Source organism: Streptomyces sp. NPDC043853, from assembly GCF_056436025.1.
Genome location: NZ_JBWKDJ010000016.1, coordinates 122,151 through 145,991, shown reverse-complemented (window position 1 = coordinate 145,991; position 23,841 = coordinate 122,151). Strand labels below are relative to the sequence as shown.

22 protein-coding genes and 2 pseudogenes are annotated in these 23,841 nt (G+C 72.1%); 10 read left to right on the top strand and 14 right to left on the bottom strand.

Going from position 1 to position 23,841, the window contains the following annotated elements; genetic code table 11:
- Nucleotide 1: 1 nt before the first annotated feature.
- The 3 genes from AC067U_RS31935 to AC067U_RS31925 form a co-directional block, all read right to left on the bottom strand.
- Nucleotides 2–403, bottom strand: a complete 402-nt coding sequence (locus AC067U_RS31935; RefSeq protein WP_478833310.1) for a DUF2267 domain-containing protein — start codon at nucleotides 401–403, stop codon at nucleotides 2–4.
- A 95-nt stretch (nucleotides 404–498) separates the two neighbouring features.
- Entirely contained in the window at nucleotides 499–894 is a 396-nt protein-coding gene (locus AC067U_RS31930; RefSeq protein WP_478833309.1) for a DUF2267 domain-containing protein, read from the bottom strand.
- Between the two features lie 192 nt (nucleotides 895–1,086).
- Entirely contained in the window at nucleotides 1,087–1,515 is a 429-nt protein-coding gene (locus AC067U_RS31925) for an Hsp20/alpha crystallin family protein (RefSeq protein ID WP_478833308.1), read from the bottom strand.
- Between the two features lie 182 nt (nucleotides 1,516–1,697).
- Here AC067U_RS31925 and AC067U_RS31920 point away from each other — a divergent pair, with 182 nt between their 5' ends.
- A complete protein-coding gene (locus AC067U_RS31920; protein WP_478833307.1) occupies nucleotides 1,698–2,357 on the top strand; it encodes a type III effector protein in 660 nt (219 codons plus the stop codon).
- 484 nt (nucleotides 2,358–2,841) lie between these two features.
- On the opposite strand, the gene AC067U_RS31915 is transcribed toward AC067U_RS31920, so the two are convergent.
- From AC067U_RS31915 to AC067U_RS31890, 6 genes are all read right to left on the bottom strand, one after another.
- Nucleotides 2,842–3,084, bottom strand: a complete 243-nt coding sequence (locus AC067U_RS31915; protein WP_478833306.1) for a hypothetical protein — start codon at nucleotides 3,082–3,084, stop codon at nucleotides 2,842–2,844.
- Nucleotides 3,085–3,941: 857 nt separating this feature from the next.
- Nucleotides 3,942–5,051 carry a pyrroloquinoline quinone biosynthesis protein PqqE gene (gene pqqE, locus AC067U_RS31910; RefSeq protein ID WP_478833305.1) on the bottom strand — a complete coding sequence of 370 codons (1,110 nt, stop codon included), beginning with the start codon at nucleotides 5,049–5,051 and terminating at the stop codon, nucleotides 3,942–3,944.
- A complete protein-coding gene (gene pqqD / locus AC067U_RS31905) occupies nucleotides 5,048–5,326 on the bottom strand; it encodes a pyrroloquinoline quinone biosynthesis peptide chaperone PqqD (RefSeq protein ID WP_478833304.1) in 279 nt (92 codons plus the stop codon). Before pqqD ends, pqqE begins: the two co-directional genes overlap by 4 nt.
- A complete protein-coding gene (pqqC, locus tag AC067U_RS31900) occupies nucleotides 5,323–6,039 on the bottom strand; it encodes a pyrroloquinoline-quinone synthase PqqC (protein WP_478833303.1) in 717 nt (238 codons plus the stop codon). The genes pqqD and pqqC overlap by 4 nt, the downstream gene beginning before the upstream one ends.
- Nucleotides 6,036–6,944, bottom strand: a complete 909-nt coding sequence (pqqB, locus tag AC067U_RS31895) for a pyrroloquinoline quinone biosynthesis protein PqqB (RefSeq protein WP_478833302.1) — start codon at nucleotides 6,942–6,944, stop codon at nucleotides 6,036–6,038. Before pqqB ends, pqqC begins: the two co-directional genes overlap by 4 nt.
- A 13-nt stretch (nucleotides 6,945–6,957) precedes the next feature.
- Nucleotides 6,958–7,113, bottom strand: coding sequence for a pyrroloquinoline quinone precursor peptide PqqA (locus AC067U_RS31890; RefSeq protein WP_478833301.1), 156 nt, complete (start codon nucleotides 7,111–7,113; stop codon nucleotides 6,958–6,960).
- A gap of 655 nt (nucleotides 7,114–7,768) precedes the next feature.
- Between AC067U_RS31890 and AC067U_RS31885 the strand changes: the two are divergent.
- The 4 genes and pseudogenes from AC067U_RS31885 (at nucleotide 7,769) to AC067U_RS31870 (ending at nucleotide 11,749) form a co-directional block, all read left to right on the top strand.
- Nucleotides 7,769–8,628 (top strand): annotated as a pseudogene (locus tag AC067U_RS31885) (oxygenase MpaB family protein).
- Nucleotides 8,629–9,313: 685 nt separating this feature from the next.
- Nucleotides 9,314–9,541 carry a hypothetical protein gene (locus AC067U_RS31880; RefSeq protein ID WP_478833300.1) on the top strand — a complete coding sequence of 76 codons (228 nt, stop codon included), beginning with the start codon at nucleotides 9,314–9,316 and terminating at the stop codon, nucleotides 9,539–9,541.
- Between the two features lie 376 nt (nucleotides 9,542–9,917).
- Entirely contained in the window at nucleotides 9,918–11,459 is a 1,542-nt protein-coding gene (locus AC067U_RS31875; RefSeq protein WP_478833299.1) for an MFS transporter, read from the top strand.
- Complete coding sequence (locus AC067U_RS31870) at nucleotides 11,459–11,749, top strand: anti-sigma factor family protein (RefSeq protein ID WP_478833298.1); 291 nt, start codon at nucleotides 11,459–11,461, stop codon at nucleotides 11,747–11,749. The genes AC067U_RS31875 and AC067U_RS31870 overlap by 1 nt, the downstream gene beginning before the upstream one ends.
- A 114-nt stretch (nucleotides 11,750–11,863) precedes the next feature.
- Here AC067U_RS31870 and AC067U_RS31865 read toward each other — a convergent pair whose 3' ends face one another.
- The gene (locus tag AC067U_RS31865) at nucleotides 11,864–12,133 is read right to left on the bottom strand and encodes a hypothetical protein (protein ID WP_478833297.1); all 270 of its coding nucleotides are present in this window, start codon (nucleotides 12,131–12,133) and stop codon (nucleotides 11,864–11,866) included.
- 27 nt (nucleotides 12,134–12,160) lie between these two features.
- On the opposite strand from AC067U_RS31865, the pseudogene AC067U_RS31860 reads away from it, so the two are divergent.
- A pseudogene (locus tag AC067U_RS31860) lies at nucleotides 12,161–12,523 on the top strand (transposase); the annotation flags it as partial.
- A 101-nt stretch (nucleotides 12,524–12,624) separates the two neighbouring features.
- Here AC067U_RS31860 and AC067U_RS31855 read toward each other — a convergent pair.
- Complete coding sequence (locus AC067U_RS31855; RefSeq protein WP_478833296.1) at nucleotides 12,625–13,902, bottom strand: MFS transporter; 1,278 nt, start codon at nucleotides 13,900–13,902, stop codon at nucleotides 12,625–12,627.
- 99 nt (nucleotides 13,903–14,001) lie between these two features.
- Between AC067U_RS31855 and AC067U_RS31850 the strand changes: the two genes are divergently transcribed.
- Nucleotides 14,002–15,084 carry a DUF5937 family protein gene (locus AC067U_RS31850; RefSeq protein WP_478833295.1) on the top strand — a complete coding sequence of 361 codons (1,083 nt, stop codon included), beginning with the start codon at nucleotides 14,002–14,004 and terminating at the stop codon, nucleotides 15,082–15,084.
- Nucleotides 15,085–15,089: 5 nt separating this feature from the next.
- Nucleotides 15,090–15,737: a hypothetical protein gene (locus AC067U_RS31845; RefSeq protein WP_478833294.1), complete on the top strand. Its 648-nt coding sequence runs from the start codon at nucleotides 15,090–15,092 to the stop codon at nucleotides 15,735–15,737.
- Nucleotides 15,738–15,822: 85 nt separating this feature from the next.
- Here AC067U_RS31845 and AC067U_RS31840 read toward each other — a convergent pair whose 3' ends face one another.
- Nucleotides 15,823–17,544 carry a tetratricopeptide repeat protein gene (locus tag AC067U_RS31840; protein WP_478833293.1) on the bottom strand — a complete coding sequence of 574 codons (1,722 nt, stop codon included), beginning with the start codon at nucleotides 17,542–17,544 and terminating at the stop codon, nucleotides 15,823–15,825.
- Nucleotides 17,545–17,839: 295 nt separating this feature from the next.
- On the opposite strand from AC067U_RS31840, the gene AC067U_RS31835 reads away from it, so the two are divergent.
- Together AC067U_RS31835 and AC067U_RS31830 are read left to right on the top strand one after the other, a co-directional pair.
- Nucleotides 17,840–18,580: a Type 1 glutamine amidotransferase-like domain-containing protein gene (locus AC067U_RS31835; protein ID WP_478833292.1), complete on the top strand. Its 741-nt coding sequence runs from the start codon at nucleotides 17,840–17,842 to the stop codon at nucleotides 18,578–18,580.
- Nucleotides 18,581–18,840: 260 nt separating this feature from the next.
- Nucleotides 18,841–20,013 (top strand): alpha/beta hydrolase family protein, encoded by a 1,173-nt coding sequence (locus tag AC067U_RS31830; protein ID WP_478833291.1) that lies wholly within the window; start codon nucleotides 18,841–18,843, stop codon nucleotides 20,011–20,013.
- Nucleotides 20,014–20,180: 167 nt separating this feature from the next.
- On the opposite strand, the gene AC067U_RS31825 is transcribed toward AC067U_RS31830, so the two are convergent.
- Nucleotides 20,181–22,865 carry a SpoIIE family protein phosphatase gene (locus AC067U_RS31825; protein ID WP_478833290.1) on the bottom strand — a complete coding sequence of 895 codons (2,685 nt, stop codon included), beginning with the start codon at nucleotides 22,863–22,865 and terminating at the stop codon, nucleotides 20,181–20,183.
- A gap of 243 nt (nucleotides 22,866–23,108) precedes the next feature.
- Complete coding sequence (locus tag AC067U_RS31820; RefSeq protein WP_478833289.1) at nucleotides 23,109–23,669, bottom strand: DUF6817 domain-containing protein; 561 nt, start codon at nucleotides 23,667–23,669, stop codon at nucleotides 23,109–23,111.
- Nucleotides 23,670–23,841 lie beyond the last annotated feature (172 nt).

Genomic DNA, 23,841 nt, shown 5'->3' with positions numbered 1-23,841 from the left:
GTCAGTGCGTGCGGGCTACCGTGAGGTCGGCCTTGCCGAAGAGGAGCGCGTAGCCGCTCGGCAGGGAGCGGAGGATGCGGGCCAGGAGGTCGGGGCCGGCCAGGCGGGCAACGACGGCGAGCACGGCGCCGGTGTCCCAGCGGGCGGTGGCCGGGCTGATGCCGGTGCGGGTGGCGAGGTCCTTGACGAAGCCCCAGCCGGTGAGCCGGTCCGGCTCGGGGATCTGGGCGGTGAGGGTGCGGGCGGCCTCGACGGGGAGGCGGGCGGCGAGATCCACCCGTTCCTCGCCGGTCAGCCGACGGCCGAGGGCGGCCAGGACCCGGTGGACGGACTCCGCCGCACGTTCGTTGTCGGGATAGGCACCCTCGTACCTCACGACGTCCAGCATCTGCTCGTACGTCATGCCGGGAATCGGCCGGTGGGTGGGGGCGCGGTGGAACACGGTGGCTGCCTTTCACATGAGAGGTCGGTCGATCGGAGTCCGGGAGTGGGCGCTGGTCAGGTGGCCTGAGGGTGCCCGAAGAGCAGGTCGTACCCGGGAGGGAGTTGGAGCAGGACCCGGTGCAGGAGGTCCTCGTCCACGGCGTCGGCCACGACGCTGAGGACGGCGCTGACGTCCCAGGCCGCGGTGCGCTCGGTCGCGCCTTCGATCCAGGCGGCGGTCGCGCGCACGAACCGCTCCGCGTCCAGGGGTTCGGCGGCCTGGAGCGGATTGAGCAGGATCAGCGCGTAGGTCTCGGGCAGGCGGGCCGCGACCTTGGCGCGGTCCTCGCCGACGAGGTGCGCTCCGAGCAGGGCGAGGACCACGCGTGCGGCGCGGTCGGCTTCCTGGCGTGAGGGGTACTCGCCGCGTTCTCGTACGTGCTGGATGAACGCGTCCCATCGCAGGGTCATGGCGTTGCCTCCGGGGCGCTCGGCGGCCCGCGCGCCGGTGCGTGGTGCGCGCGGCGGACGGGGAAACGGCGGTCGAGGGGAGGACGGGAGGGGGAGGGGTTGCTCCCGTCCTCCCCCGGGGGCGCCGCCCGTGGGGGCGGAGAGCTGGGGCTCCGCAGTAGGGCGTGGTCGCGGCGGTGCGGAGCCGGCCGGTCAGGCGTTGAGCTGCTTCCGGCTGCCGTCGCCGATGGCGATCTTGCGCGGCTTGGCGCGTTCGGCGATCGGGATCCGCAGGGTCAGCACGCCTGCCTCGTAATCGGCGTCGATGCGCTCGGTGTCGAGCGTGTCGGCCAGCATGACCTGCCGGGAGAAGACGCCCAGGGGCCGCTCGGAGAGCTCCATCTGGGCCTGCTCCGACCTGGCTGCGGGACGGCGCTCGGCCTTGACCGTGAGCATGTTGCGTTCGACGTCGATGTCGATCGCGTCTTTGGTGACGCCGGGGACGTCGAGGGCGATGACGTACGCGTCGCCGTCGCGGTAGGCGTCCATCGGCATCAGGGACGGCTTCGACCAGGTACCCGGGCCCATGAGCTGCTGGGTGAGGCGGTCGATCTCTCGGAAGGGGTCAGTGCGCATCAGCATGGGAGAACACCTCCTGATGTGTCTGCAGTGGGTGCCAGTGCGCTTCAGGTGTTTCCGTTGTAACATGTCATCCGAACGATGACAAGCAGACATGACATCGAAAGGGTGACATTGTCGGCCGTCAATGAAAGGCTGACTGTCCGGTCGGCCATCCAGCCGGCGCGAAACCCACCGGAGGCGACATGACCCCAGACCTTCCGCCCCACGAGGCACCCCCGGGATCACCCGCGTCCTTCCTCGCCGCCGCGGCGGCGCTGGCCGCCATCGACCAGGCACTGAGCAGCACTCACGGACCGGGTACGGACGCCCCTGACGATCCGCAGGAACCGCTGGCCGCACTGCTGCTGCTCCGCGAGGTCCGCGAGCAGCTGGCCGGCTGGGAGTCCGGACTCATCGAGACGGCCAGGGCAGCGGGTGCCAGCTGGGCCGACCTGGCCGGCCCTCTCGGCGTCGCCAGCCGGCAAGCCGCCGAGCGCCGCTACCTACGGCTGCGGCCCGGAGCGGAAGGGGCCACCGGCGAGCAGCGGGTCCAGGCGACCCGCGACTCCCGGGCCGCCCAGCGCACTGTGAACGCCTGGGCGCGCGAAAACGCTGCCGACCTGCGCCAGCTCGCCGGACAGGTCACGGCGCTCACCGGCCTCGACGCCCCCGGCCTCGCCTCCGTCGGCCGGGTACGCCAGGCCCTCGGCGGAAACGACCCCGCGACCCTGGTCAGCCCCCTCGCCGCGGCCGCACCCCACCTCCGCCCGGGCCATCCCGACCTCGCGGACCGCATCGACACCCTCGTCCACCAGACCGACCGGCTCCGCGCCGACAGCGACCAGCGGCGCCGCACCACCTGACCCCGCTCCCCCGGCGGACCTGCAGGTCCGGTCCTCCGGCTACGCCGGCGGGCCGTCGGCGGTGAGGCGCCGTGCCTGAGGGCGGGCCTTGCCCGGAGCGGTCCGGCGGGCGCGGTGAGGTCCATCCCGAGGCTTCGGCCGATGTGTTCGAGGCGGCGGGAGACGCTGCTGTGGGCCTGCCCGTCCCCCGCTTCCCAGGGCCACCATGCAAGGTTGTACCGGGCGGTGAGGTGTTGGAAGTGGTCGCGGGCGGCGGCGACCTGTCCGCTCTCGCCGAGGCTCCGGCCGACGCGGTACATCGGCGCCTTCCGCGTCATTGGGGTCGGCTCTGCACAGCTCGACCCCAGCCTTCGCGTACCCGGCCACCACAGCCGAGCGGGCGTCGGCGCTGACCCACACCAGCGCGTCCAACACGCCGTCCAGCCAGGCGGCGTGCGCGTGGTCGGCGGCCAGTTGGGTCTTGCCCACCCCGTGCCCATGCCAGTCAGCACCTGGCACAGCACGGCTGTGCCCCTGCCGGCCCCGTCAGGTGCAGGCGATGGGCTTCGGCGCGCTGCTGGAAGGACCTCGCCCGGGAGGGGATCACGCCGACCTGGTGCGGCCAGGCGGCCGGCTCCCGGGGGGTGCGCTGCTGCACCATGTTCAGCTTGTCGACGTGCATCTGGCCGGTGTGGCCGGTATTGGCGAACGCGCCCTCGGCAGCGTTCGCGTCCCCGGTCCCCGACACCCGTACCGGAACGTCGGGGAAACCACCGGTCCCTGGCGTCGGGCCCCGGAAGGCCCGTACCGAAAACCCACGCACCTAACACTCGCCAAGCCGTGAACGGAGGCGCCCCCTGTCCAGAAGTTCTCCCGGACAGGGGGCGCCCGGTGCGTGCGTCGGCAGCAGCAGCAGTCGAACAGGCCCCCGGTTACCTTTCTCGTGGTTCCGCAATTGCGCCTCGGGCCTTCGGGTCCGGGGGTTGGTGTCACCGGGTCCGGAGGCATCGACGGACCGCTGATGAGGGGCTTGAGCACCGCCCTCACCCAAGGCCGGTTGAGTTCTCCGTAACGCGGGTGCAAGGCGAAGGCTCACTCCAGCAGCCGCACGCCCACACCGCACCGGCCCGTACGACCGGAACCCGTGCCGGGTGCCGGGGCCACGGACATGGCCGAGCTGTGCCACTGACGTCCAGACGCTCGGCCTTCGGACGATCGGCTCGATGACGAACCTCCTCCCGAGGAGGATCACGGCCAGGCCGACGGGCACGTTGATCAGGAAGATCGGCCGCCACGAGGGTCCGAAGAGGTCGAGCTGGGTCAACACACCGCCCAGAACCGGGCCCAGGACGGAGCCCAGCGACGCGGCCGGTTGCACCAGCGGGACCCGGGTCACGCTGCCGAATCCGGCCGCCCCCAGACCTCTTCGTAGACCTCGCGGCGCGGGCAGGCGAAGTGAAGGCATGGACCGGGCCCAGTGTGGGAAATCCGTGGGCATCCGCCAGGAGATCCCGCCCGCGACCAGATAGCGGATCGCGTCCGGCATCTGGCGGTGCCGCCCGTGCGGCCGTCGACGCCGGCCTCACCCTCCCGCGCAACCACCGATTACGGGACGGACCGTTCTGGCAACGCGCGCGGCGGGCCCGGTCCCCGGTACACGTAGCCGGGGGCCTCCGCGTCGGCCAGGGCCGCGGCACGGATGAGTCCGTGCTCGGGCGACAGCCGGCACGCGGGGTCGGTACGGGTGGCGTCGCCGGTGATCGCGTAGGCCTGGCACCGGCATCCGCCGAAGTCCTCGTCGCGGCGCGGACAGCTGCGGCACGGTGCCTTCATCCAGTCGGTGCCGCGATATCGGTTGAAGCAATCGGAGCGCTCCCAGATCCAGGCGAGCGTCCGGTCGCCGACTTTCGGCGCGTTGATCCCGGGCAGTGTCGCGGCCGCCTGGCAGGGAAGCACCGTGCCGTCGGGGGTGATGGTGAGCGAGACCGCTCCCCAGCCACCCATGCACGGCTTGGCGATTCCCTCGAAGTAGTCGGGCACGACCCAGATGAGTTCGGTGAGTCCGTCCAGCCGCTCCCGCCACCGCTGCACCGCGTCCGAGGCCCGGGACAGCTGGGCGCGGGTCGGCATGAGCGCCGCACGGTTCTGCAGGGCCCAGCCGTAGAACTGCGTGTTGGCCAGCTCGATGCGGTCCGCGCCCCACGCCAGCCCCAGTTCCACGATGGCGTCGATCGCGTCGAGGTTGTCGCGGTGCAGCACGACATTGACCCCCAGCGGCAGTCCCGCTTCCCGCACCACCGCTGCGGCCCGCTCCTTGGCCCTGAACGACCTGCGCCCCGCGATCCGGTCGGAGGCCGACGCGTCGGAGTGCTGCACCGACAACTGCACGCTGCGCAGCCCGGCGTTCACGAGTCCCCCCAGCCGGACGGCATCGAGTCCCACTCCGCTGGTGACGAGCTGTGTGTGCAGCCCCGCCGAATCGGCAGCGAGGACGATCGCGTCCAAGTCCGGGCGCAAGAGCGGCTCCCCGCCGGACAGATGAGTCTGTACCACTCCCAGGTCACCCGCCTGCCGCATGACGTCCTGCCATTGGACCGTGGACAGTTCCTGGCTACGGCGGGACAACTCCAGTGGGTTGGAGCAGTACGGGCAGCGCAGCGGGCACATGTGGGTCAGCTCGGCGAGCAGTGCCCAGGGGGGCGGCACGCCCGTCACCGCAGCCAGCCCTCGGCGCGCATACGGTTCAGGAACTCGGGAACGTCGGTGGCCACCGGGGCACCCGGGAAGCGCGCCGCCAGCTCACCGACGATCCGGCGGACATCCCGCTCGCCGTCGCACAGCCGCAGGACGTCGCCTGCACGCCCCCGCAGGACCACCACGCGTTCCGGCATCACCAACAGGTCGGTACCGCGTACCTTGTCGTGTCGCAGGACGACGGCCGGGGCGAGCCCCGGGCGCCATCGTGGCTCCGACTGCAGGGCGGTGGTCATCGGGGATCCTCCCGCCGTGTGTGGTCCACCGCGTCCAGCAGCGACCAGAGCACCTCGCACTTGAACGTGAGTGCCGCGACCGCCCGCTCCTGCTCCGCCCTGCCGTGTGCCCACCGGAGAACGAGGGCCAATGCCTCGCCGCTGTCCCGCCGGCCCTGGGACACACGTGCCCGGAAGTAGGCCAGCCCGTCGCCGCCGATCCACGGGTAGTGCCGTTCGAAGGCGTCGATACGCAGCCGCATGAGATCCGGGGCGGACAGCTCGGTGAGCGAGGCCGCGACGGCGTCCAGCGGGGGCCGTAGCCGGCAGAAGTTGACGTACCCGTCGACGGCGAGACGCACCCCCGGCAGCACGTCCCGGCCGGCGAGGAGACCTGCGCGGTCCAGACCGGCCGCCTCACCCAGGCGCAGCCACCGCTCGATCCCGCCCTCGTCGCCCTCATGTCCATCGTGGTCCAGGATCCGGCGCATCCACTTACGCCGCAGCTCCGGTGAACCGAGCTTTGCGGTGATCAGGGCGTCCTTGACCGGAATCTGCTGCTGGTAGTGGAACCGGTTGCTGATCCAGCGCCGCACTTCGGAGGGGCTCAGCGTGCCTTCGTGCATCCGTACAGTGAACGGATGGCGATCATGGTAATGCAGCTTGATCACCGTCCGTAGCCGCTCCTCGAACTCCGCTCGTGTCCAGGGCCGTTCCGATTCCGCATCGGTCACAGCACGATCTCCGTTCCGTCAGCGGCCACCTCGATGCCCAGCCTGGCCAGCACCTTGTGCTGGGGTGCGTCGGGGCCGACAAGGGGGTTGGTGTTGTTGAGGTGCGTGTAGAGCCGGTGTGAGGACAAGGTGGCGAGCCGTCGTGCCGTGCCGTTCGGCCCGTCGATCGGCAGGTGCCCCATGGCCGTCGCGGTGCGGGCCGAGAACGTGTGGCGCCGTGGCTCGTCGTCGTCCCAAAAGGTGCCGTCGAGGATGACGCAGTCGGCCTGGGAGACGGCCTCCTCCAGGGCGTCGGGCCATGCATCGAGCGCGGGCGCGTAGACGGCAGTGCGGCCGGTGGTGTGGTCGGTGAGCCGCAAGGCCGTCACCCAGTGGCCGCCTGCCCCGGCCGGCGCCCCGGCAGCAGCGTAGCGCGGTTGCTTGCCGGACACGGGGATGGCACTGATGTGAATCGTCGAGTCCATGGCGAGCGGTTCGGCCCGGCCGCCCACGGGAAGCAGACGCCAGATCAGTTCGGTGTACGGGCTGAGCAGCGACCCCAGTCGCTGCCGTTCCAGCAACGCATCCCGTACGGTGGCCGTGACGAGCAACTCCAGCCGCTCGGCCTCCCGCAGCAGGGCAATGCCCAGGGTATGGTCGAGTTCGGCGTCGGTCAGCACGACTCCCGCGAGCGGTGTGCGGCGCGGCTCGGGGCCCGGATGCAGCTCGGGACAGTTCTCGATCTGGGCCGCGATGTCGGGTGTCGCGTTGATCACGTACCAGTGGCCCTCCGCCGCCATGACGGCGAGTGAGGCGTGGCGGCGGCGCCGCCGCGGATGGGCGCGCGCCGCGGAACATTCCCTGCAGGCGCAGTTCCATTGCGGTACGCCGCCGCCGGCTGCGGTGCCGAGCACCTTGAGCAGCATGTACCTGGGCCCGCTAGCGGTCGGCCAGGGAGTAGGCAGTCACCTCGAGCGCGGTCTCCACGACCGCGAACTCGGGCTGTTGCCAGGCCTCCTCCTCGTCGTGCGTGGTCACTCCGCTGCTGGAAGTCTGCCCTGGGGCGATCGCCGGCTCTATGGTGTTGGCCGTCATAAGCCTGTCCCATCCTTCGGATGTCGATGACGTCCCCTACCGCAGCATGCGCGGGTGGTGGATTCCCGGCAACCCGGGGCGTCCATCAGGAGATCCATCGGACATGTCCGATCATCCGCCAGTCATCGCCAGCCTACGATCCCGGGCAAACGGTCCTGAGCCTTACTGGAGGATGCCGTGTCCACTCTCACGACCCGCCGAAAGGCTCCCGGACACCGAACGTTCCGCGCGGTGAGCGCCGTCTCGGGGTCCCGATCGCGAGGATGCCGGTAGGGGTCGCCGGCGCGGGCACCAGCGCGTCCGCGCTGCCGGGGAGCGAGCTGCCCGGGAAGCATGCGCCCACCGAACCCGGCTCGGTCCGGAAACCGGCGAGGATCCGGTCATGAGCACGGACCAGACCCCCATCCCCTCCGGCCGGCGTACTCGGTACCTCCGGTATTCGGTGCGGGAGCGGCGATCGGCGTTCCGGGCGGGATGATCGGGCTGGGTGGCGCTGAGTTTCGCCTTCCGCTGCTGATCGGCCCGTTCGGATTCGCTGCGCTGTCGGCCGTCAATCTGAACAAGGCGATGAGCCTGGTCGTGGTCCTGGTCGCGCTGCCCGCCCGGCTGGCGCGATACTTGAACTGTGAACCGGCCGCGGTTGCTGGACCTGCTGGTGCCGTCGCGGGCGCGCGACCGCCTGGGCGACGCCCTGTTCCGCCGTGTCGCCGGTCCTGACGGCGCGGCCAACCGGGCCAGGATCCACGGCACCCCGGGAGCCCGGTGGTTCTCCCCCGCGGAGCCGATCCGCCTGGTACACGGCGACGCCTCGATGTTCGTCGGCGGGCTCAGCGCCCTCCTGCTGCAGTCCCTGCACCCGCGTGCCATGGCTGCGGTGGCGGCCCACTCCGGTTACCGGGGCGATCCCTGGGGCCGCCTCCAGCGCACCAGCACGTTCCTTGCGTTCACCACGTACGGGACCGCCGAGGACGCGCAACGCGCGGTGGACGGCGTACGGGCCGTCCATGAGCGCGTGCGCGGGCGCACCCGCGAAGGGGAGCCGTACCGGGCCGACGACCGCACCTGTTGGAGTGGGTGCACATCGCCGAGGTGGACAGCTTCCTGCGGGCCTACCAGCGGTACGGCCCCCGGCCCCTGGACGCGGCCGGACGCGACGCGTACGTCGCGGCCGCGGCCCGCGTCGGCCGGGCCTTGGGCGTCATCCGGCCGCCCCTCACGGCGGACGAGCTGGCGGAACGGATCGAGGCCTACCGGCCGGAACTCCGCGGGACCGAGGAGGCCCGCGCCGCGGCCCGGTTCGTCCTGCTGCGGCCGCCGCTGCCCTGGCCGGCACGCCTGCCGTACGCGATGCTCGCGGCGGCCGCGTGCGCGCTGCTCCCGCCCTGGGCCCGGCGACCGCTGGGCCTACCGCTCCTGCCGCGGACCGAGCGGTGGTGCGTACAGCCCGCAGGGGCGACAATCACGGCCGCCATCCGCTGGGCGATGCTGCGGCCACCCCCCGACACCGCCGGGTGACGGCGCCGCGGTCGTGGCCGCTCCCCTGCCGGGCGTCCCAAGGCGTGGTAGGCACCCACGGGAACCTCGCCGCCCGCGGGACCGGCCCACCGGGACACTCGGCTCCGCGGTCCATGCTGGGGGCCGACGAGGTCGCACAGATGTCACCGGTCTCCACACCGTGCGCAACCCCGAGAAAGCTGACGCGTAACGGGTTGCGAGCAGGCCGCCCGCGTCCGCCGGCCACCGTGGATTTTCCGCGGTGGCCGGCGGACTCCTACCGAGTCCGCCGTCAGGCAGAGCGGGCGCGAAGACGCCACGGCGGTCCGTGCGCCGGGAACCGCGGCGGCCGCGGCCCCGGCGGGGGCGGGGGCCAGCTGCGGGCTTGGCGGGGAACCGTGTAACGCCGAGTACCGAAGTCCTACCGGAACACCGGAACACCGGAACACCGGAACACCGGAACACCGGCGACGATCCGGGCTGCGGCAGGTGATACCGAGAATGGACTGATCAAAGGTCACTCCGGCATCATGATCTAGTGGATCCCGGCGCGTCGGGTGAACATCCATGGGAGCGATCGTACGGGGGCCGTCGTGGCGAGAATTGACTTGCACACACATGTGATGGTCTCTCTCAAATCCGTTGCCAAGAGTACTCGGTCACCGCAACGTACGAGGAACTGTGCGACGCGGAGTGCCGCGAGCAGATGGCGCTCGCCCTTGTGTCCAACGAGGACGCCTGGCGCGGTCTCGACCCGGAGCATGTACCGCTCGGCAACCTGATCCGGGCGACGCTCACCGACGCCGCCAACGCCATACGCGACCCGTTCGGGCCGGGCTCCCGCTACTGCATCGTGCTGGAGCTGCTCATCGGGAAGCCGCAGGGTGATCCGATCAGTTATGTGTCCAGCCGCACGGAAATCCTCACGAACTGACCGAGCACTTCCCAAGGCTCACAATCGAGGGCAAGGGGCAAGGAGTTCATCCGAGACCGGCAGTCCTCGCCCCGCAGCCTGCGCGTCTCGCGTCGCACCCGCTTTCGAGCGCGTGATGTCCCGCGTCCGCGTGCCCCGCAACGGCCCCGGAAGGCCACGAACCCCGGCCCGCCGCCGTGCCGGCCGACCGGGCCTACTTCTCCGCGCCATCCGCAGCCTTCCGACCAGATCGGCCACCGTCTGCGGCGAGGCCGCAACGGCGGCCGCCCACCCGACAGCCGCCGGCCGGTTCATGGTTGACCCGCCCGGCTGACCGGACCGGACCGATCGGCAGGGCGGACCCCGCCGGAGCGGCCCCGGCTGGTACGACCCTGGCATGACGGACACGGCGGGCCGCGGGCTGCGTCGGCGGCTCGCTCCGCTGTACGCGGTGGCCTTCTTCCAGAACCTGGCCCTGTGGGTCCCCATCGAGAAGCTGTTCATGACCGAGATCGGCTTCGACGCGGCCGGGGTCGGCGTGATGGCGGCCGTGTACTCGGTCGTGGTGCCGGTGTTCGAGTTGCCGTCCGGGGTGCTCGCCGACCGGTGGAGCCGTCGTGGCGTGCTGGCCCTCGCGTGTGCCGCGGCCGTACTCAGCGTCGTCATCGGCGGGTTGAGCCGGAACGTCGCGATGTACATGGTGTCGGCGATGTTCCTCGGGGTCTTCTTCGCCATGCAGTCCGGGACGTTCGAGTCGATCGTCTACGACACCGTGCTGGAGGAGACCGGGTCCAGCGACGCCTTCGAGCGGGTCATCGGCCGGGTACGGCTGACGGAGAGCATCGCCCTCGTGACGAGCGCGCTGGCCGGCGGCGCCCTGGCGGACCTGCTCTCGCTGCGGGCCACGTACTTCCTGACCGTGGCACCGCTGGTCGCCGCGGGTCTGGCACTGCTCCTCTTCCGGGAACCGCGCCTGCACAAGGCCGGGGAGGCCGAACCGCTGCGCCGCCAGATCGCGACCACGTACAGGGTGGTCCTGCGGCGCGGCCAGCTCCGTACGGTGATCACGCTCACCGTCGTCGGTGCGCTGCTGATGCAGGGAATGCTGGAGTTCGGCCCGCTGTGGCTGGTGGCACTGGCCGTCCCGGCGCTCTGGTACGGCCCGCACTGGGCGGGCCTCACGGCCGCGCTCGGCATCGGCGGGCTGCTCGGGTCGCACGGCTGGATGACACGGCGCCGGCCGGTGGCGGCGATGGCCGCGCTGCTGGTCGGCTGTTGCGCCGTACTGGCGACCAGCACCACCGCGGCGCTGGTGATCATCGCCCAGGTGCTGCTCACGACGGCGGTCGTCGCGGTGAGCGTTCCGGTGATGCACCGCCTGCACGACGCGGTGCCGTCCACGGTGCGCGCCGGGGTGGCCTCCGGCGTCGGCACCCTCACCTGGCTCACCTTCGTGCCGTTCGCCCTGCTCATCGGGTTCGTCAGCAACTGGGGCGGGGTCCGCGAAGCGGGCTGGGTGTTCCTGGCGGTCGCGGTCCTGGCCGGGGTGCTGATGGTCGTGGTGCTGCCGTCCGCGCCCGTCGAGCCGGTGGCCGTGCCGGGGCGGGAGGCGCCGGAGCCCGCGTTTCCGGCGGACCGGTTCCTGCCCGAGGACCACCCGGAATGGCCGGGCCACTGGGCGGTCCCTCCGGTCCCCTGGGAGACGCTCGGCGTGGACCTGGGCAGCGGTGCCGTCCGCGAGGAGGTGCGGGGAGCGATCCTGGAGATGCCGGCGGAATTGCGGCAGGTCATCGTGTTGCGTGATGTACGGGGCCGGCCACCCGCCGAGGTGGCCCGGTCCCTCGGGATCAGCCCCGCGGACGAGCGGCGCCGGCTGAACCGTGCGCGCGGGCTGGTACGCGCCCGGCTGGAGCGGTACGCCGAAGGGAGGCGGACCTGATGGCAGATGGTCCCAACCCGCCGGACGAGCGGGAGTCGGACGCGGCCGATCAGCGGTGCGATGACTTCGTCGAGATGATCACCGCCTATCTCGACGGCACCCTGGCGGCCCGGGACCGGGAACGCGTCGACGCGCACCTGGCCCTGTGCCAGGGCTGCCGGACGGCGCTGGCACAGTGGCGCACGGTGGCCGCGCTCGCCGGACGGCTGACCACCGGGGACGTCGCGGACCTCGACCCGTATGTGCGGGACCGGCTCATGTCGACGTTCCTGGAGGTCCGCCGGCGCTGAGCGCCGGTCCCCCGGCCAGACTCTGTCTTTTTGGTCAGTGTCGGGCCCGGATGAGGATGCCGGCGAGGTGGAGGGCGGCCTGGTAGGCGGTGGCGAGTTCATCGGTTCGTGTGGTCAGGCCGCGCCCTGCTTGAGGCAGCTGATGCACCGCTCGACGGTGATCCGCTGCTCGTAGGCCTCGCGGTCGAAGCGGTCGTCGATGCCGGCTGCGCCGGCGAGCGGGCGGTGACGGCTGCGGCGGGCGCAGCCGCGCCGGTCGGCTCCGATCCGGCCTCCCGCCGTGCCGGGCGGCGAGCCGGGCGGCCTGCTCGGGCACGGCCGGCCCCGGAGCGGGACCGCCCCCGCACCACCACCCGTGAGGGCTGTTTTTCGGATCTCCTGCAATGTCGCTGCCGGCCTTCACCCTGGGGGATGGGGCGGGGTGATCTGACGAATGCGGAGTGGCGGCGTCTTGAGTCGATGCTGCCCACGGCGGGTGTGCGTGGTGGTCGGTGGGCTGATCATCGGCGGGTGGTCAACGGGGTGTTGGTGTTGTACCGGGAGCGGACCGGGGTCCGGTGGAGGGATGTGCCGGAGGGTTACCGGCCTTGGCTGACTGTTCGTAAAGGGCATCGGCGCTGGTCAGCGGACGGCACCTGGCGGCAGCTGCTCACTCGGCTGCAGGCCGGGGAAGACGCTGCAGGCCGAGTGGACTGGAACGTGGCGGTCGATTCCACCTCTGTCCGTGCCCACCAGCACGCGGCCGGCGCCCGACACACTCCTCCTCCTCCTCCTCCTGCCGCCGCTGAAGCGGACGCGAGAGGGGCGGTTCGTCCCGATCCGGCACTGCGATCCCTGATCGACCGCCTGGTGGAGATGGTCGATCAGGCGAATCCCTAGGTGTATTGACCCGGTGCTGCGGGGTCTGCTTCGGTGGCGACGGCTGAGGCGGACAGGAGGGTCGCCGCGGCCAGGGTGCCCCAGAGGGCGGTCGGGCCGTGGGGGGCGAGGGCGGTGATGGCGGCCGGTGAGACGGCGAGGCCGAAGCCGGAGGAGAGCTCGAAGCGGGCGAGGGTGCGGCCCAGGGCCCCGGGCGGGGCGAGGGCCGTCACCAGGGCGGTGGCGCTGCCGGTGTAGATGATCTCGCCGAGGGTGCAGACGACAGAGACGGCCGCGACGCCGGCGGCGGCCCAGCCGTGCCCGTCCCCGTCGCCGGGGGACGTCACCGCGAGGAAGCCGAGGTACGAGGCGGCGAGGACGACGCCGGCGATGGTCAGCGCGGTGCGCCGGGAGTAGCGGGCCATCAGGACGGTGACCGGGACCTGGAGCGTGACCACCAGCACGGTGTTGGCCACGAAGATCGCCGCCGACCACACCGGTGAGGCGTGCAGTTGCGTGAGCAGGACCAACGGGAGCGCGATCTCGGGGACATTGAGGCAGAAGACGTAGACCACGTTGGCAGCCAGGAGGGCGCGCATGCGGGGTGGGGGTCCCTCCTGCTCCGCCGAGGTGAGGGACCGGGCCTCCGTGTCCCCGGGCCGGCCCGCGCGCACGCGAACCGACCACGCCAGCGCGGCGGCGACCAGGTACGCCGCTGCGGTGACGCCGGCCAGCGCCTGCAGGGCGGAGGTACCGCCCGCCAGGCAGGCCATGGCGAGGAGCGCCCCGGCTCCCAGGCCGGCGTTGCGCAGGGAGCGTCCCGCGGCGAGGGCGGTGTCGCGTTCCCGCCCGTGGGCGATGGTGGCGACGAGGGCCGCGTGGGCGGCCGGCCATGCCTGGTTGCCGATGCCGAGGAGGAGGGCCGCGGCGGTGAACGGCCAGACGTGTCCCGGCGGGGTCGCCACCAGTACGGCCACGCCCAGCACGCGGATCAGCATCGACGCGGCGACGACGGTGCTGCGGGCGCCGCGGTCCAGCCATCTCCCGACGGCGGGCATGCAGAGCAGGCCGATGACGATGCCGGCGGTCATGGCGAGGCCGGTGGCAGAGGCGGACAGGCCCAGAACCGTGACTCCGTAGAGGAGGAGGAAGGGCCTCAGCAGACCGGTGCCGAGGGCGTCGACGGCCAGGGCGACGGCGTAGCGCGGGCCGCCGGAGGCGCGCAGCAGGGCGCGCGGCCGGACCTTCGGAGCCGGGGCGGGAGTGCGGGCGGGGGCGGCGCTCGTGACTGGCATGGGGTGAACGGTGGGTCCGGCTGCCGGGCCGGGCACGTCGGTTGACGGAGATCGTCAACCATCGTCGGCGCCGTCGGGCGGGGCGGGGATGATGTGCGGATGACGTTGAAGATCGACATCGGCGGTGTGCCGTCCGAGGGGCTGCGGTTCGCCGCGTCCCCGCTGGCCGAGCTGACCGCGATGCTGCACGTGCTCGCCGAACCGGACCACCATCCGGACTTCGCCGCGTGGGCCGCCGATGTGTGGGCGGGCCTGCGGCCGGCGCTGGCCGAGCGGCTGCGGGAGGCGGAGTTCCTCTGGCGCACGTCCCAGGCCGACTTCATGCTGCCGGCCCGGCCCCGTCGGTCCCTCGGGGAGGAACTGGACGACGTGGACCGGATCGACGACGAGCGGTACGTGTCCGCCGCACTGGTCACCACGTGCGGCAACCGGATCCACTTCGCCTCCCCCTCGCCCCTCACCGATGCCGCCGCGCGCGATCTGGCCCTCGACCTGGCCCAGGCCCGGGGCCCGCGCCAGGAAGCCTTCGCGGAGCGGCTCCTCGCGGACCCGGCGGCAGTGCGAGCACGCGTCCGCGACACCCTGGAGGCCTGCGCCGACGCCTTCTTCGACGCGGCCTGGGCCGACGTCGCCGTCCGGATCGCCACGGACCTGCGGCTGAAGAACGACCTGCTGAAGCGCCAGGGCCTCGGGGCGGCCCTGGCCTCGGTCTCCGGCTCGGTCACCCTGGCGCCGGAAGGCGACGCCATCCTCGTGGACAAGCTGCTGGACAAGGCGACGACCGCCCAGGGCAGCGGTGTCACCTTCATCCCGAGCGTCTTCGGCCGGCCGCACCTGGCGATGGTCCACGCACCCGGCTGGCAGCCGGTGGTCCAGTACCCGGTGGACGGGCCCGGCCCGTCGGAGCCCGTATCCCTGGAAACGGTCACCCTGCGGCTGGAGGCCCTCGCCCACCCGGCCCGGCTGCGTCTGCTCCGCACCCTGGCCCGCGGCCCGCACACCAACGGCGAACTGGCCCACGCCTGGGACCTGACGCCCCCGGAGGTGTCCCGCCACGTGGCCCTCCTGCGGCAGGCGGGGCTCCTCACGGCACGGCGGGAAGGGCGGTACGTCCGCTACAGCCTCAACCTGTCGGATCTGACAGCGCTGGGCACCGATCTGCTGGCGGCGGTACTGCGCTAGGTGTGTTGTCCGGACGACATCGCCGGCCAAGGAACACCGTCAACCAGGGCAAGCCGCTGGACTCCGCCGCCGGTCTGCGGATCGACGGCGTCCTGTCGGCTGCTCCCGTGTTCAAGCAGCGCCTGCGGGGCGACACGCCGTGGACCGCCACCGCGTTCCCGAAGCTGCCGAAGGAGTGCAGCACCGCGGGCCGCCTCCACTCCACGACCACGTACGGCGGGCTGACCGTCAAGACGTACAAGGAGGGACCGCAGGCCTTCAGCTCGCACCTCGTGGAGAACGGCAAGCGCGTCGGCTTCCTGCGCCCGGGGCCCACCGCGTACCAGGACGTCCGCAAGGTCGGTCAGCGCTACGTCCGCCTCACCATCGACGGCGAGGTGCACAGCTGGACCGGCGCCACCACCGCCTCCCCGAAGCTCGGTGTCTACAAGGTCGCGGGCGGCACGAAGGTCCGCCTGGTGATGAAGGACGGTCTCTACGGCGTCCAGATGACCTCGCGCGGCAGCTGGAGCAACTGGACCTACTTCGCCAAGGGCAAGTCCGTGATCCTCCAGGACGACAACACCATCGTCGTCCTGAACGCGAACGGCACCCTGTCGAACTTCGTCCACGGTGTCGCCCGTCAGACCGCTCCGGTCTGGCAGCACGCCTGACCGTCCCCGGCGCCGGGCCCACGCGACCCGGCGCCCAGCCCGTTCCGGATCCGGTACGCCCTGCGTGCGCCACCGGCCGGCCCGGTCATGCCGTGAGGGACGCCTGTGCCTCGGCCAGCTCCCGGTGCGGGTCGACGGTCCGCGACAGGACGTCGAGGTCGTCGCGGCTGTAGCGGCTGCTCACGTCCTCCTCCCAGCGGGCGGCTGCCGTCCGCAGCGGCTCGACGGCTTCCGCCGGGCGGCCCAGCCGGTGCAGGACGAGGCCGTAGTAACCGGCGGCCTCCGTCCGGTACGCGGAGTCGCCGCCCTGTTGCCAGGCCGTGCGGAGGAACGGTTCTGCGTCGGCGTACGCGCCGCGCTGGGCCTTCAGCTTGCCCGCGAGCATCGCGTTCAGCGGGGAGCCGCCGTCCGCCGCACGCACGTACCAGCGCTCTGCCTCCTGGTAGTCCCGGTGGTGCTCGGAGAGCCAGCCCATGTGGCTGCACGCGTCGTGGTGGCCCGTTTCGGCGGCCGTCCGGTACCACTGGTCGCGGAGGGTCGGCCTGCGCAGCTCGGCGTACAACCTGGCGAGTTCACAGGCCGCTTGTGGATCCCCGGCCAGGGCGGCGGGTTCGATCCAGCGGACCAGGTTGCGTTCGTGCGCGCCGGCCCAGTCGCCGAGGATCTTTCCGTAGGCGTACGAGGCGTGTACGTCGCCCGCCTCGGCCCTTTCGCGGAGCCCGGGCAGCCGGCGCAGGTCCTTGCCGGGGCCGACCGCGCCGTCCTTCCGGATCGCGGCTATCCGGGCGAGCTGGTCGACGACGTCTTCGTCGTCCTCGCCGACCGCCCGGAACCAGCGTTCTGCCTCGTCGTACCGCCGCTGCCGCCTGCAGAGGAGTGCCAGGTTCCACTGGGCCGGGACGTGGTCCCGGGCGGCATCGATCCGGTACCAGTGTTCGGCGTCGCCGAGGTCGCCGCGCTCTTCGTACAGAACGCCGAGCATGCACGCGGCGCCTTCGCAGCCCTCCTCGTGGGCCTGGAGCAGCAGGTCGCGCGACTCGGACCAGGAGGTTTCGTCGCAGGTCTCCGACAGGAAGACGGCGTGTTGCACTCGGGCCAGGGAGCTGAGGGCGGACGCCCGGCGGAAGTAGCCGACGGCCTCGGCCGTCAGGCCCGGGTAGTCGCGGACGTGCTGTTTCAGGGCGAAGAGCGGGCGCAGCGCTTCGGCGGCGAGGTCTGCGGGGGCGTCGCCTTCGGGTCCGTCGCCGTGCCCCGCATCCTCTCTGGTGGCTGCTGCGGCGGCTTCTGCGGTGTCGAGGTCCGCGGCGACGCGGTTGAAGTCCTCTCGGATCGACTCGAAGAGCTGCACCCAGCGGAAGACCGCGATGTCGCCCAGATCGATGTCGCTCATCAGGAACTCGGCCGCCTCGTCGAGTCGCCCCTCGGCCGCCATCAGCTTGCCGAGCTCGATCTTGCAGTCGAGGTTGCGTCCTTGCTCCCAGCCTCGGCGGAACCAGTCGGCGGCCTCCTGATCCCCTTCCTCACGGAGCAGTACGCCCAGACCGTAGGCGCATCCGGCATGCCGTTCGGCGACGGCGCGGTACAGCGCCTCGGCGGCCCGCCGATCGCCCCGGATCTTCCGGTACCGGGCGAGTGTGTAGTGGGAGAAGGCGTCACCGGCCGCGACGGCCTGTTCCCAGTACGGAATGCCCTCATCCACGTGCTTGTTCAGCACGAAGAAGTCGGTGTGCCGGCGGGTGGTCTTGTCGTCGCCGGCGCGGGCGGCGGCGACGAGCGCCTCCCCGTGGTCACGGATCTCTTGCTTCATGATCGCATCGTGCCATGGTGGGCCGACGGTCGGCGGAGCGCCCGCTGTTGCGTCCGGGACGGGGCGGTGCACCGCTGCTCCGGTCCGCCGGTACACCCGGGCCGCTCGTCCCCAACGCACCACGCGCTCACGCCCCGATCCCCGTCACGGAGGAACCGCCGCGCCCGGACCCCCTCCTCGCTGTTGCACCGGTGCCGCGACAGTGGCCGCCTCATGGATTGCGAACGCGGCTCATGGTTCGGCACGATTCGGAGCATCGTCCGCGTCTGAGTCGTCAACCGAGGAGGACACTCCCGTGGCTGTCGTTCCGGAACATCGTCGCCTGGCTCTCCTCGGAGGCGGCTTCTCCACCGACGACGATGGTCTGCTGGACGACTGGGTGCTCGATCAAGTGCGCGCTCCGCGGCCCAAGGTGTGCTTCGTTCCGACGGCCAGCGGCGATGCCCCGGCCTACGTCGAGCGCTTCCTGGCCGCATTCCGGCCACGTGCCTGCGAGGCCGGCGTCCTGCACCTGTTCCGGCGGGAACTCGATGACGACGCCCTGCGAACGTTCCTGCTCTCCCAAGACGTCATCTACGTGGGCGGGGGCAACACCGCGAACCTGCTCGCGGTCTGGCGCGCGCACGGCGTGGACCGACTCCTGCGCGAGGCGTTCGACCTCGGTACTCTGCTGTGCGGCATCAGCGCCGGCGCCAACTGCTGGGCCGAGGGCTCGCACACCGACTCCTTCGGTCCGCTGACCCATCTCTCCGACGGATTGGGCCTGCTGTCCGGCTCCGTCTGCCCCCACTACGACAGTGAGCCGGGCCGCCGCTCCTCCTATCGGGCCGCCGTGGCGACCCGCGCGCTTCCGGCCGGTTGGGCAGTGGAGGACGGCGTGGGTGCCCTCTTCGCGGATGGTGAGTTGACGCACGCGGTGACGCGCACGCCCCGGGCCCGTCTGTACCGGGTGGAGCCGGACCGGAGCAACGGAGTCAAGGAAGAAGCCCTGCCGTGTCAGCTCCTCGCGACCTCGGACGCCCCGGAACCAGGCTGACGTCCCCGCGACCGGTCAGGAATCGAAAGGCCCCACCGCCGCGCTGCGCCTTGGGCTCACGGTGTCCCGCGGGGTGCCCTCTGGAAGGCGTGAACCCCACGGTTCCGGGGAGGGCAGGCTCCGAGAACGGCTCGGGGGCAGGGCCGGCACGGTCGTTCCGACGGGGTCACGCCGGCGAAGGGTACGTCGCGGCCCACAACCCGCACCCACCGCCTTGAAGTTAGGTAAGGCTTGCCTAAAAATGACCTAGGATGCGGGGCATGAAGAAGATCATCCGTGTGCTGGCGGCAGTCGCCGTCGGTTTGGTCCTTGCAGGGCCCGGCGGCCTCACCACGCCCGCAGCCGCTGAGGCCGCGCCCGCCGGAGACGCCCTCCGGCTCGAACTCCCGCGTCCCACCGGCGCCTTCGCGGTGGGACGCGACACCCTCCACCTGGTGGACCGCTTACGCAAGGACCCGTGGGTGCCGACCGCGGACCGGGAACTGCTGCTGTCGCTGTACTACCCGGCCCTCGCCCACACCGGCAGCCCCGCCCCCTACATGGCGGTCGCCGAGGCCAAGGCGTTGCTCACCGGCCGGGGACAGCTCGGCGACCACGTCACCCCCGAACGCGTCGCGGCCACCCGCACGCACTCCAAGGCCGGTGCGCTGCCCCGGCCGGCGGCCGGCCGGTACCCGCTGGTCGTGCTCTCCCCGGGCTTCACGATGCCGCGCGCCTCCCTGACCAGCCTGGCTGAGGACCTCGCCAGCCGCGGGTACGTCGTCGCCGCGGTGGACCACGCGTACGAGTCGGACGGCACGACCTTCCCCGGCGGACGGGTCCTCACCTGCAAGGCATGCGAGCAGGTCTTCCCCGACCGGTCGCTGCACCGGGTCTCCGACGGCCGGGCCCAGGACGTCCGGTTCCTCCTCGACCGCCTCACCGGACCGCGCTCGGCCTGGCGTTACTCCTGGCTGATCGACGAGCGGCGGATCGGTATGGCCGGCCACTCCATCGGCGGTGCGGCCGCCTCGGCCGCCATGGCCGTCGACCCGCGCGTGGACGCCGGCGCCAACATGGACGGCACCATCTTCACGCCGATACCCGAGGGCGGCCTCGGCGGCCGTCCCTTCCTGATGCTCGCCGGCGACCCGGCGCTGCTTCCGCCCGACTTCCCCGACACCTCCTGGAAGGACAACTGGCCCCGGCTGGACGGCTGGAAGCGCTGGCTGACCGTCACCGGAGCGGGCCACCCGGCCTTCACCGACTGGCCCGTACTGGGTGACGAGGCGGGATACCCCCACCCCGAGACCCCTCTGTCGGGCACCCGGTCGCAGCAGATCACGCGCGCGTACGTCGGCTCCTTCTTCGACCTCCACCTGCGGGGGATGCCGGCGCCCCGCCTGGACGGTCCGACGGCGGCCGACCCCGAGGTGGTGTTCCACCGCAGCTGAGGGCCACAGGGGCGCCCGGCAGCCGATTCCGATCGTCCGGCATCCGCGGGTCCGGGTCGTCCGTGCGGCGGCCCTGCTCGCCGTGGGGCCACCGGCCGGCGTAGTGGTCCCGCCGGGAAAGCGGCTGTGGCACCCGGCCCTGTCCGGGGGGTGCGCGAGCCGGGCTCTCACAGGGCCGGTACGTCGTCCCACGCGGTCGGCAGCGGCGCCTCCGCGCCCGGCCTGCCGGGGGCGTCCGTGTCGTCCGCCGAACCGGCGTGCAGGGCCTGCTCGGCCCAGATGACCTTTCCGTCGCCCGTGTACCGCGTACCCCACCGCTTCGCCATCTGTGCGACCAGGAACAGGCCGCGCCCGCCCTCGTCCGTCATGGCCGCCCGTCGCAGGTGCGGTGCGGTACTGCTGCCGTCGAACACCTCACAGATCAGGTTCCGGTCGTACAGGAGGCGCACCCGGATGGGGTCGGAGCCGTAGCGCACGGCGTTGGTGATCAGTTCGCTGAGGATGAGCTCGCTGGTGAACCCGACCTCGCCGAGGCCCCACTGTTCCAGCTGCCGGGCGCACTCGGCCCGGACCCGGCCGACCTGCGCGGGGTCGTTCGGCACCTCCCAGCGGGCGACCCGCTCCGGGGCGAGCAGCCGGGTACGGGCCACCAGCAGCGCGACGTCGTCCCGGGGCGCGGCGGGCGACGCGGTGGCGAGGATCGCCCGGCAGATCGCCTCGGGGTCCCGCTCCTCCCCCATGCCGGAGAGCACGTCGCGCAGCCGGCCCAGGCCGGCGTCGATGTCCTGGTCCGGCCCGGCGAGGAGACCGTCGGTGAACAGGACCAGTGTGCTGCCCTCGGTCAGGTGCAGCTCCGTCGTCTCGAACGGCAGGCCGCCCAGGCCGAGTGGGGGGCTGGCCGGGATCGCGGGGAAGTCGACCGTGCCGTCCGGGCGGATCACCGCGGGCCCGGGGTGCCCGGCCCTGGCCATGGTGCAACTGCCGGTGACCGCGTCGTAGACGGCGTACAGGCAGGTGGCCCCGGTGATCTGGACGCTGTCACCGACGGCCGCCTGGTTCTCGTCGGTACGGATGACCAGGTCGTCCAGGCCGGCCAGCAGCTCGTCGGGAGCCATGTCCAGGGCGGCGAAGTTGTGGACACCTGTGCGCAGACGGCCCATCGTGGCCACGGCAGGCAGGCCGCGGCCTGCCACATCGCCGACCACCATGCCCACACGGGCGCCGGGCAGGGGGATGACGTCGAACCAGTCGCCGCCGACGGCCTTGGCGGGCAGGTAGCGGTGTGCGACCTCCAGGGCGTTCTGGTCGGGCAGGGTGCTGGGCAGCAGGTGGTGCTGCAGCGTGACGGCCGTGGTGTGCTCGCGGGTGAAGCGACGGGCGTTGTCGATGCTCACGGCCGCGAGGGCGACCAGCTCCTCGACGAGGGAGACGTCCTCCTCGTCGAAGGGCTCGGGCTTCTCCGAGCGCCAGAAGGAGGCCATTCCGAGGATGATGCCCCGGGCCCGGACCGGCACGGTGATCATGGAATGGATGCCGTAACCGACGATCGCCTCGGCCGCTGCGCGGTCCTCTTCCTGCCATCCGGAGAACGCGGGCAGCTCCGCCTCGAGCACCGTCCGGCCGCTCGTGAAGCCGAATGCCTGAGGGGTGTTCGGTGCGAAGCTGATCAGCCGGCCGAGGGGGTAGAGGGGGTGGTCGTCGCGGATGCCGCTGAGGGCGATGCGGCGCATCTCCAGCCCCACCGGTTCCTCGCCGCGCAGTACGGGCTGCAGCAGATCGACACTGGCGAAGTCGGAGAACCGGGGGACGGCAGCCTCTGCCAGCTCCGCGGCGGTGCGCACCACGTCGAGGGTGGTTCCGATGCGCAGGCTGGAGTCGTACAGCAGCCTCAGCCGTGAGCGTGCCGCCTCGGCCCGGACGGCGAGCGCCTCCAGCTCGGTGGTGTCGCGCACGGTGGCCACTCTGCCGGCCAGCCCGCCGTACGGGCCGGTCGGCCGCACGCTGACCGCCAGCAGCCGCTCCCCCGCCGGGTGCAGCTCGTCGGTGGGGGAACGGCCGGACGTCAGCAGCGCAACGAGGCCGTCGTCCAGGCCCAGCTCGGTGATGCCCCGGCCCTCCGCGTCCGCCGGCAGGTCGAGCAGCCGCCGCGTCTCGTCGTTGGCCAGGAGCAGCCGGCCGTCGTCCCCCACGATGAGCACCCCTTCGCGGGCCGCGTGCAGGACCGCGTCGTGGTGCTCGTACATGCGGGCCATTTCCGCGGGGTCCAGGTTGTGGGTCTGCCTCCGCAGCCGCCTGCCCACCAGGGCCGAGCCGACGGCGCCCAGTGCGAGCACGACCGCCGCGCCTCCCAGCAGGGCGGGCAGCCGGCGGTTGACGACGCCGCTCACGCTCTCGACGGTGATGCCGACGCCCACCGTGCCGACGGCCGAGCCGTCGGGTGCGATGACGGGTACCAGCGAGAGCACGGAGAGGCCCTGGGTGGTGTCGTCCACCTTCGTCTGGGCCTGCTCCGGCACCTTGCCGGCACCGAGGACCGGTTTCCCGATTTGGTCCGGGTCGGGGTGCGTGTAACGGATGCCCGTCGGGGAGTAGGCGACGATCAGGTCCACCCCCGTCTCCTTGCGGATCTGCTCGGCACGCGGCTGCAGGAGCTTGCTGGGGTCGGGGCCGGTCATGGCCGCCGCCGTCCCGGGGGCGTGCGCGAACGTCTCGGCGACGGCCATCGACCGGTCCCGGGCCGCACGGGTGTTCTCGCTGCGCGCCTCCAGCACGAGCGACGTGACGGCTGCGGCGACCAGCAGGATCACCACCACCAGCTGCAGCAGCAGCACCTGACCGGCGACGCTGCGCACCCCGAGGTAGGAGCGCCCCCGACGCCCCGGGGGCGCGGGAGACGACGGGGTCACAGACCGACCAAAACCTCCGGACATATCACTATTTTTATCATCATCAACTCAACGCAGACGTTCCACTACGCACGGTAGCCGCCTCCGGGGGGCCGTGCCCGGTTCTCCCCGTCTCGGCCCTGCCCGGCCTGCTCGGCCCTGCCCGGCCTGCTCGGCCCTGCCCGGCCTGCTCAGCCCTGCCCGGCCTGCTCAGCCGAGGACCGCCGTCACTTCTCGGCGGGTCGCCTCCGACAGGAGCGGAGTCCAGCGCGTGAAGAGCTCGAGCAGGTCCGCCCCGTTGCGCTCGCGGAAGGACGCGTTCACCTTGGCCAGGTCCAGTTCGTTGGCCACGGTGAGCTCGGCGAAGTCGCGGCGCTGCTGCAGCGACGGGGTGAACTCCTCACCGGTGAAGCGGTCCCGGAAGATCACCGACGCCTCGTCCGGGGCGGCGAGGCTGGGGTAGGAGGCCTTGCGGTCGCAGCTGGCGTAGAAGTACACGAGCTCTTCCGCCTCGGCACCGATCGCCTCGGCGAGGCGGGCGCGTTCGGAGAGTTCCAGAAGGCTCAGGGGCAGCCCGTCCGTGCCGTAGAAGGCGTGGCACAAGGCGGCGGTCTGCAGGGCGGGTCGTGCACCCCAGGCGGCGAGCAGCGCCTCGACGCGCAGCAGGTGGGTCAGGAGGGTACCGCCGGAGTGCTTGGTGGTCTCGGCTCCCAACTCCTTGAGCAGGGCCATCGCCGGAGAGTCCGTGTGCTTGTCGTCGCTGTGCATCATGTGCCCAGCATGACGCGGTCGCCGCGCGTCCATCCGCCGGGACCGGCATACGGACACCGGGACCACGCCTTGCGGACCAGGTCTCCGGGGCCTGTCGTTCGATGCGGGTCACCGTCGTGCGCCGGTCCGAAGGACCGAGCGCGGCGGAGGTTGATGCTGCGATCACCGGGGC

Bases quoted from the DNA above. Each gene is read 5' to 3' on its own strand.
- AC067U_RS31935 (WP_478833310.1), bottom strand. From the start codon at position 403: ATGACGTACGAGCAGATGCTGGACGTCGTGAGGTACGAGGGTGCCTAT.
- AC067U_RS31930 (WP_478833309.1), bottom strand. From the start codon at position 894: ATGACCCTGCGATGGGACGCGTTCATCCAGCACGTACGAGAACGCGGC.
- AC067U_RS31925 (WP_478833308.1), bottom strand. From the start codon at position 1,515: ATGCTGATGCGCACTGACCCCTTCCGAGAGATCGACCGCCTCACCCAG.
- AC067U_RS31890 (WP_478833301.1), bottom strand. From the start codon at position 7,113: ATGACGGCCAACACCATAGAGCCGGCGATCGCCCCAGGGCAGACTTCC.
- AC067U_RS31850 (WP_478833295.1), top strand. From the start codon at position 14,002: ATGACGTTGAAGATCGACATCGGCGGTGTGCCGTCCGAGGGGCTGCGG.
- AC067U_RS31870 (WP_478833298.1), top strand. From the start codon at position 11,459: ATGGCAGATGGTCCCAACCCGCCGGACGAGCGGGAGTCGGACGCGGCC.
- AC067U_RS31840 (WP_478833293.1), bottom strand. From the start codon at position 17,544: ATGAAGCAAGAGATCCGTGACCACGGGGAGGCGCTCGTCGCCGCCGCC.
- AC067U_RS31855 (WP_478833296.1), bottom strand. From the start codon at position 13,902: ATGCCAGTCACGAGCGCCGCCCCCGCCCGCACTCCCGCCCCGGCTCCG.
- pqqD (WP_478833304.1), bottom strand. From the start codon at position 5,326: ATGACCACCGCCCTGCAGTCGGAGCCACGATGGCGCCCGGGGCTCGCC.
- AC067U_RS31880 (WP_478833300.1), top strand. From the start codon at position 9,314: ATGGCGCTCGCCCTTGTGTCCAACGAGGACGCCTGGCGCGGTCTCGAC.
- AC067U_RS31875 (WP_478833299.1), top strand. From the start codon at position 9,918: ATGACGGACACGGCGGGCCGCGGGCTGCGTCGGCGGCTCGCTCCGCTG.
- AC067U_RS31920 (WP_478833307.1), top strand. From the start codon at position 1,698: ATGACCCCAGACCTTCCGCCCCACGAGGCACCCCCGGGATCACCCGCG.
- pqqB (WP_478833302.1), bottom strand. From the start codon at position 6,944: ATGCTGCTCAAGGTGCTCGGCACCGCAGCCGGCGGCGGCGTACCGCAA.
- AC067U_RS31820 (WP_478833289.1), bottom strand. From the start codon at position 23,669: ATGATGCACAGCGACGACAAGCACACGGACTCTCCGGCGATGGCCCTG.
- AC067U_RS31830 (WP_478833291.1), top strand. From the start codon at position 18,841: ATGAAGAAGATCATCCGTGTGCTGGCGGCAGTCGCCGTCGGTTTGGTC.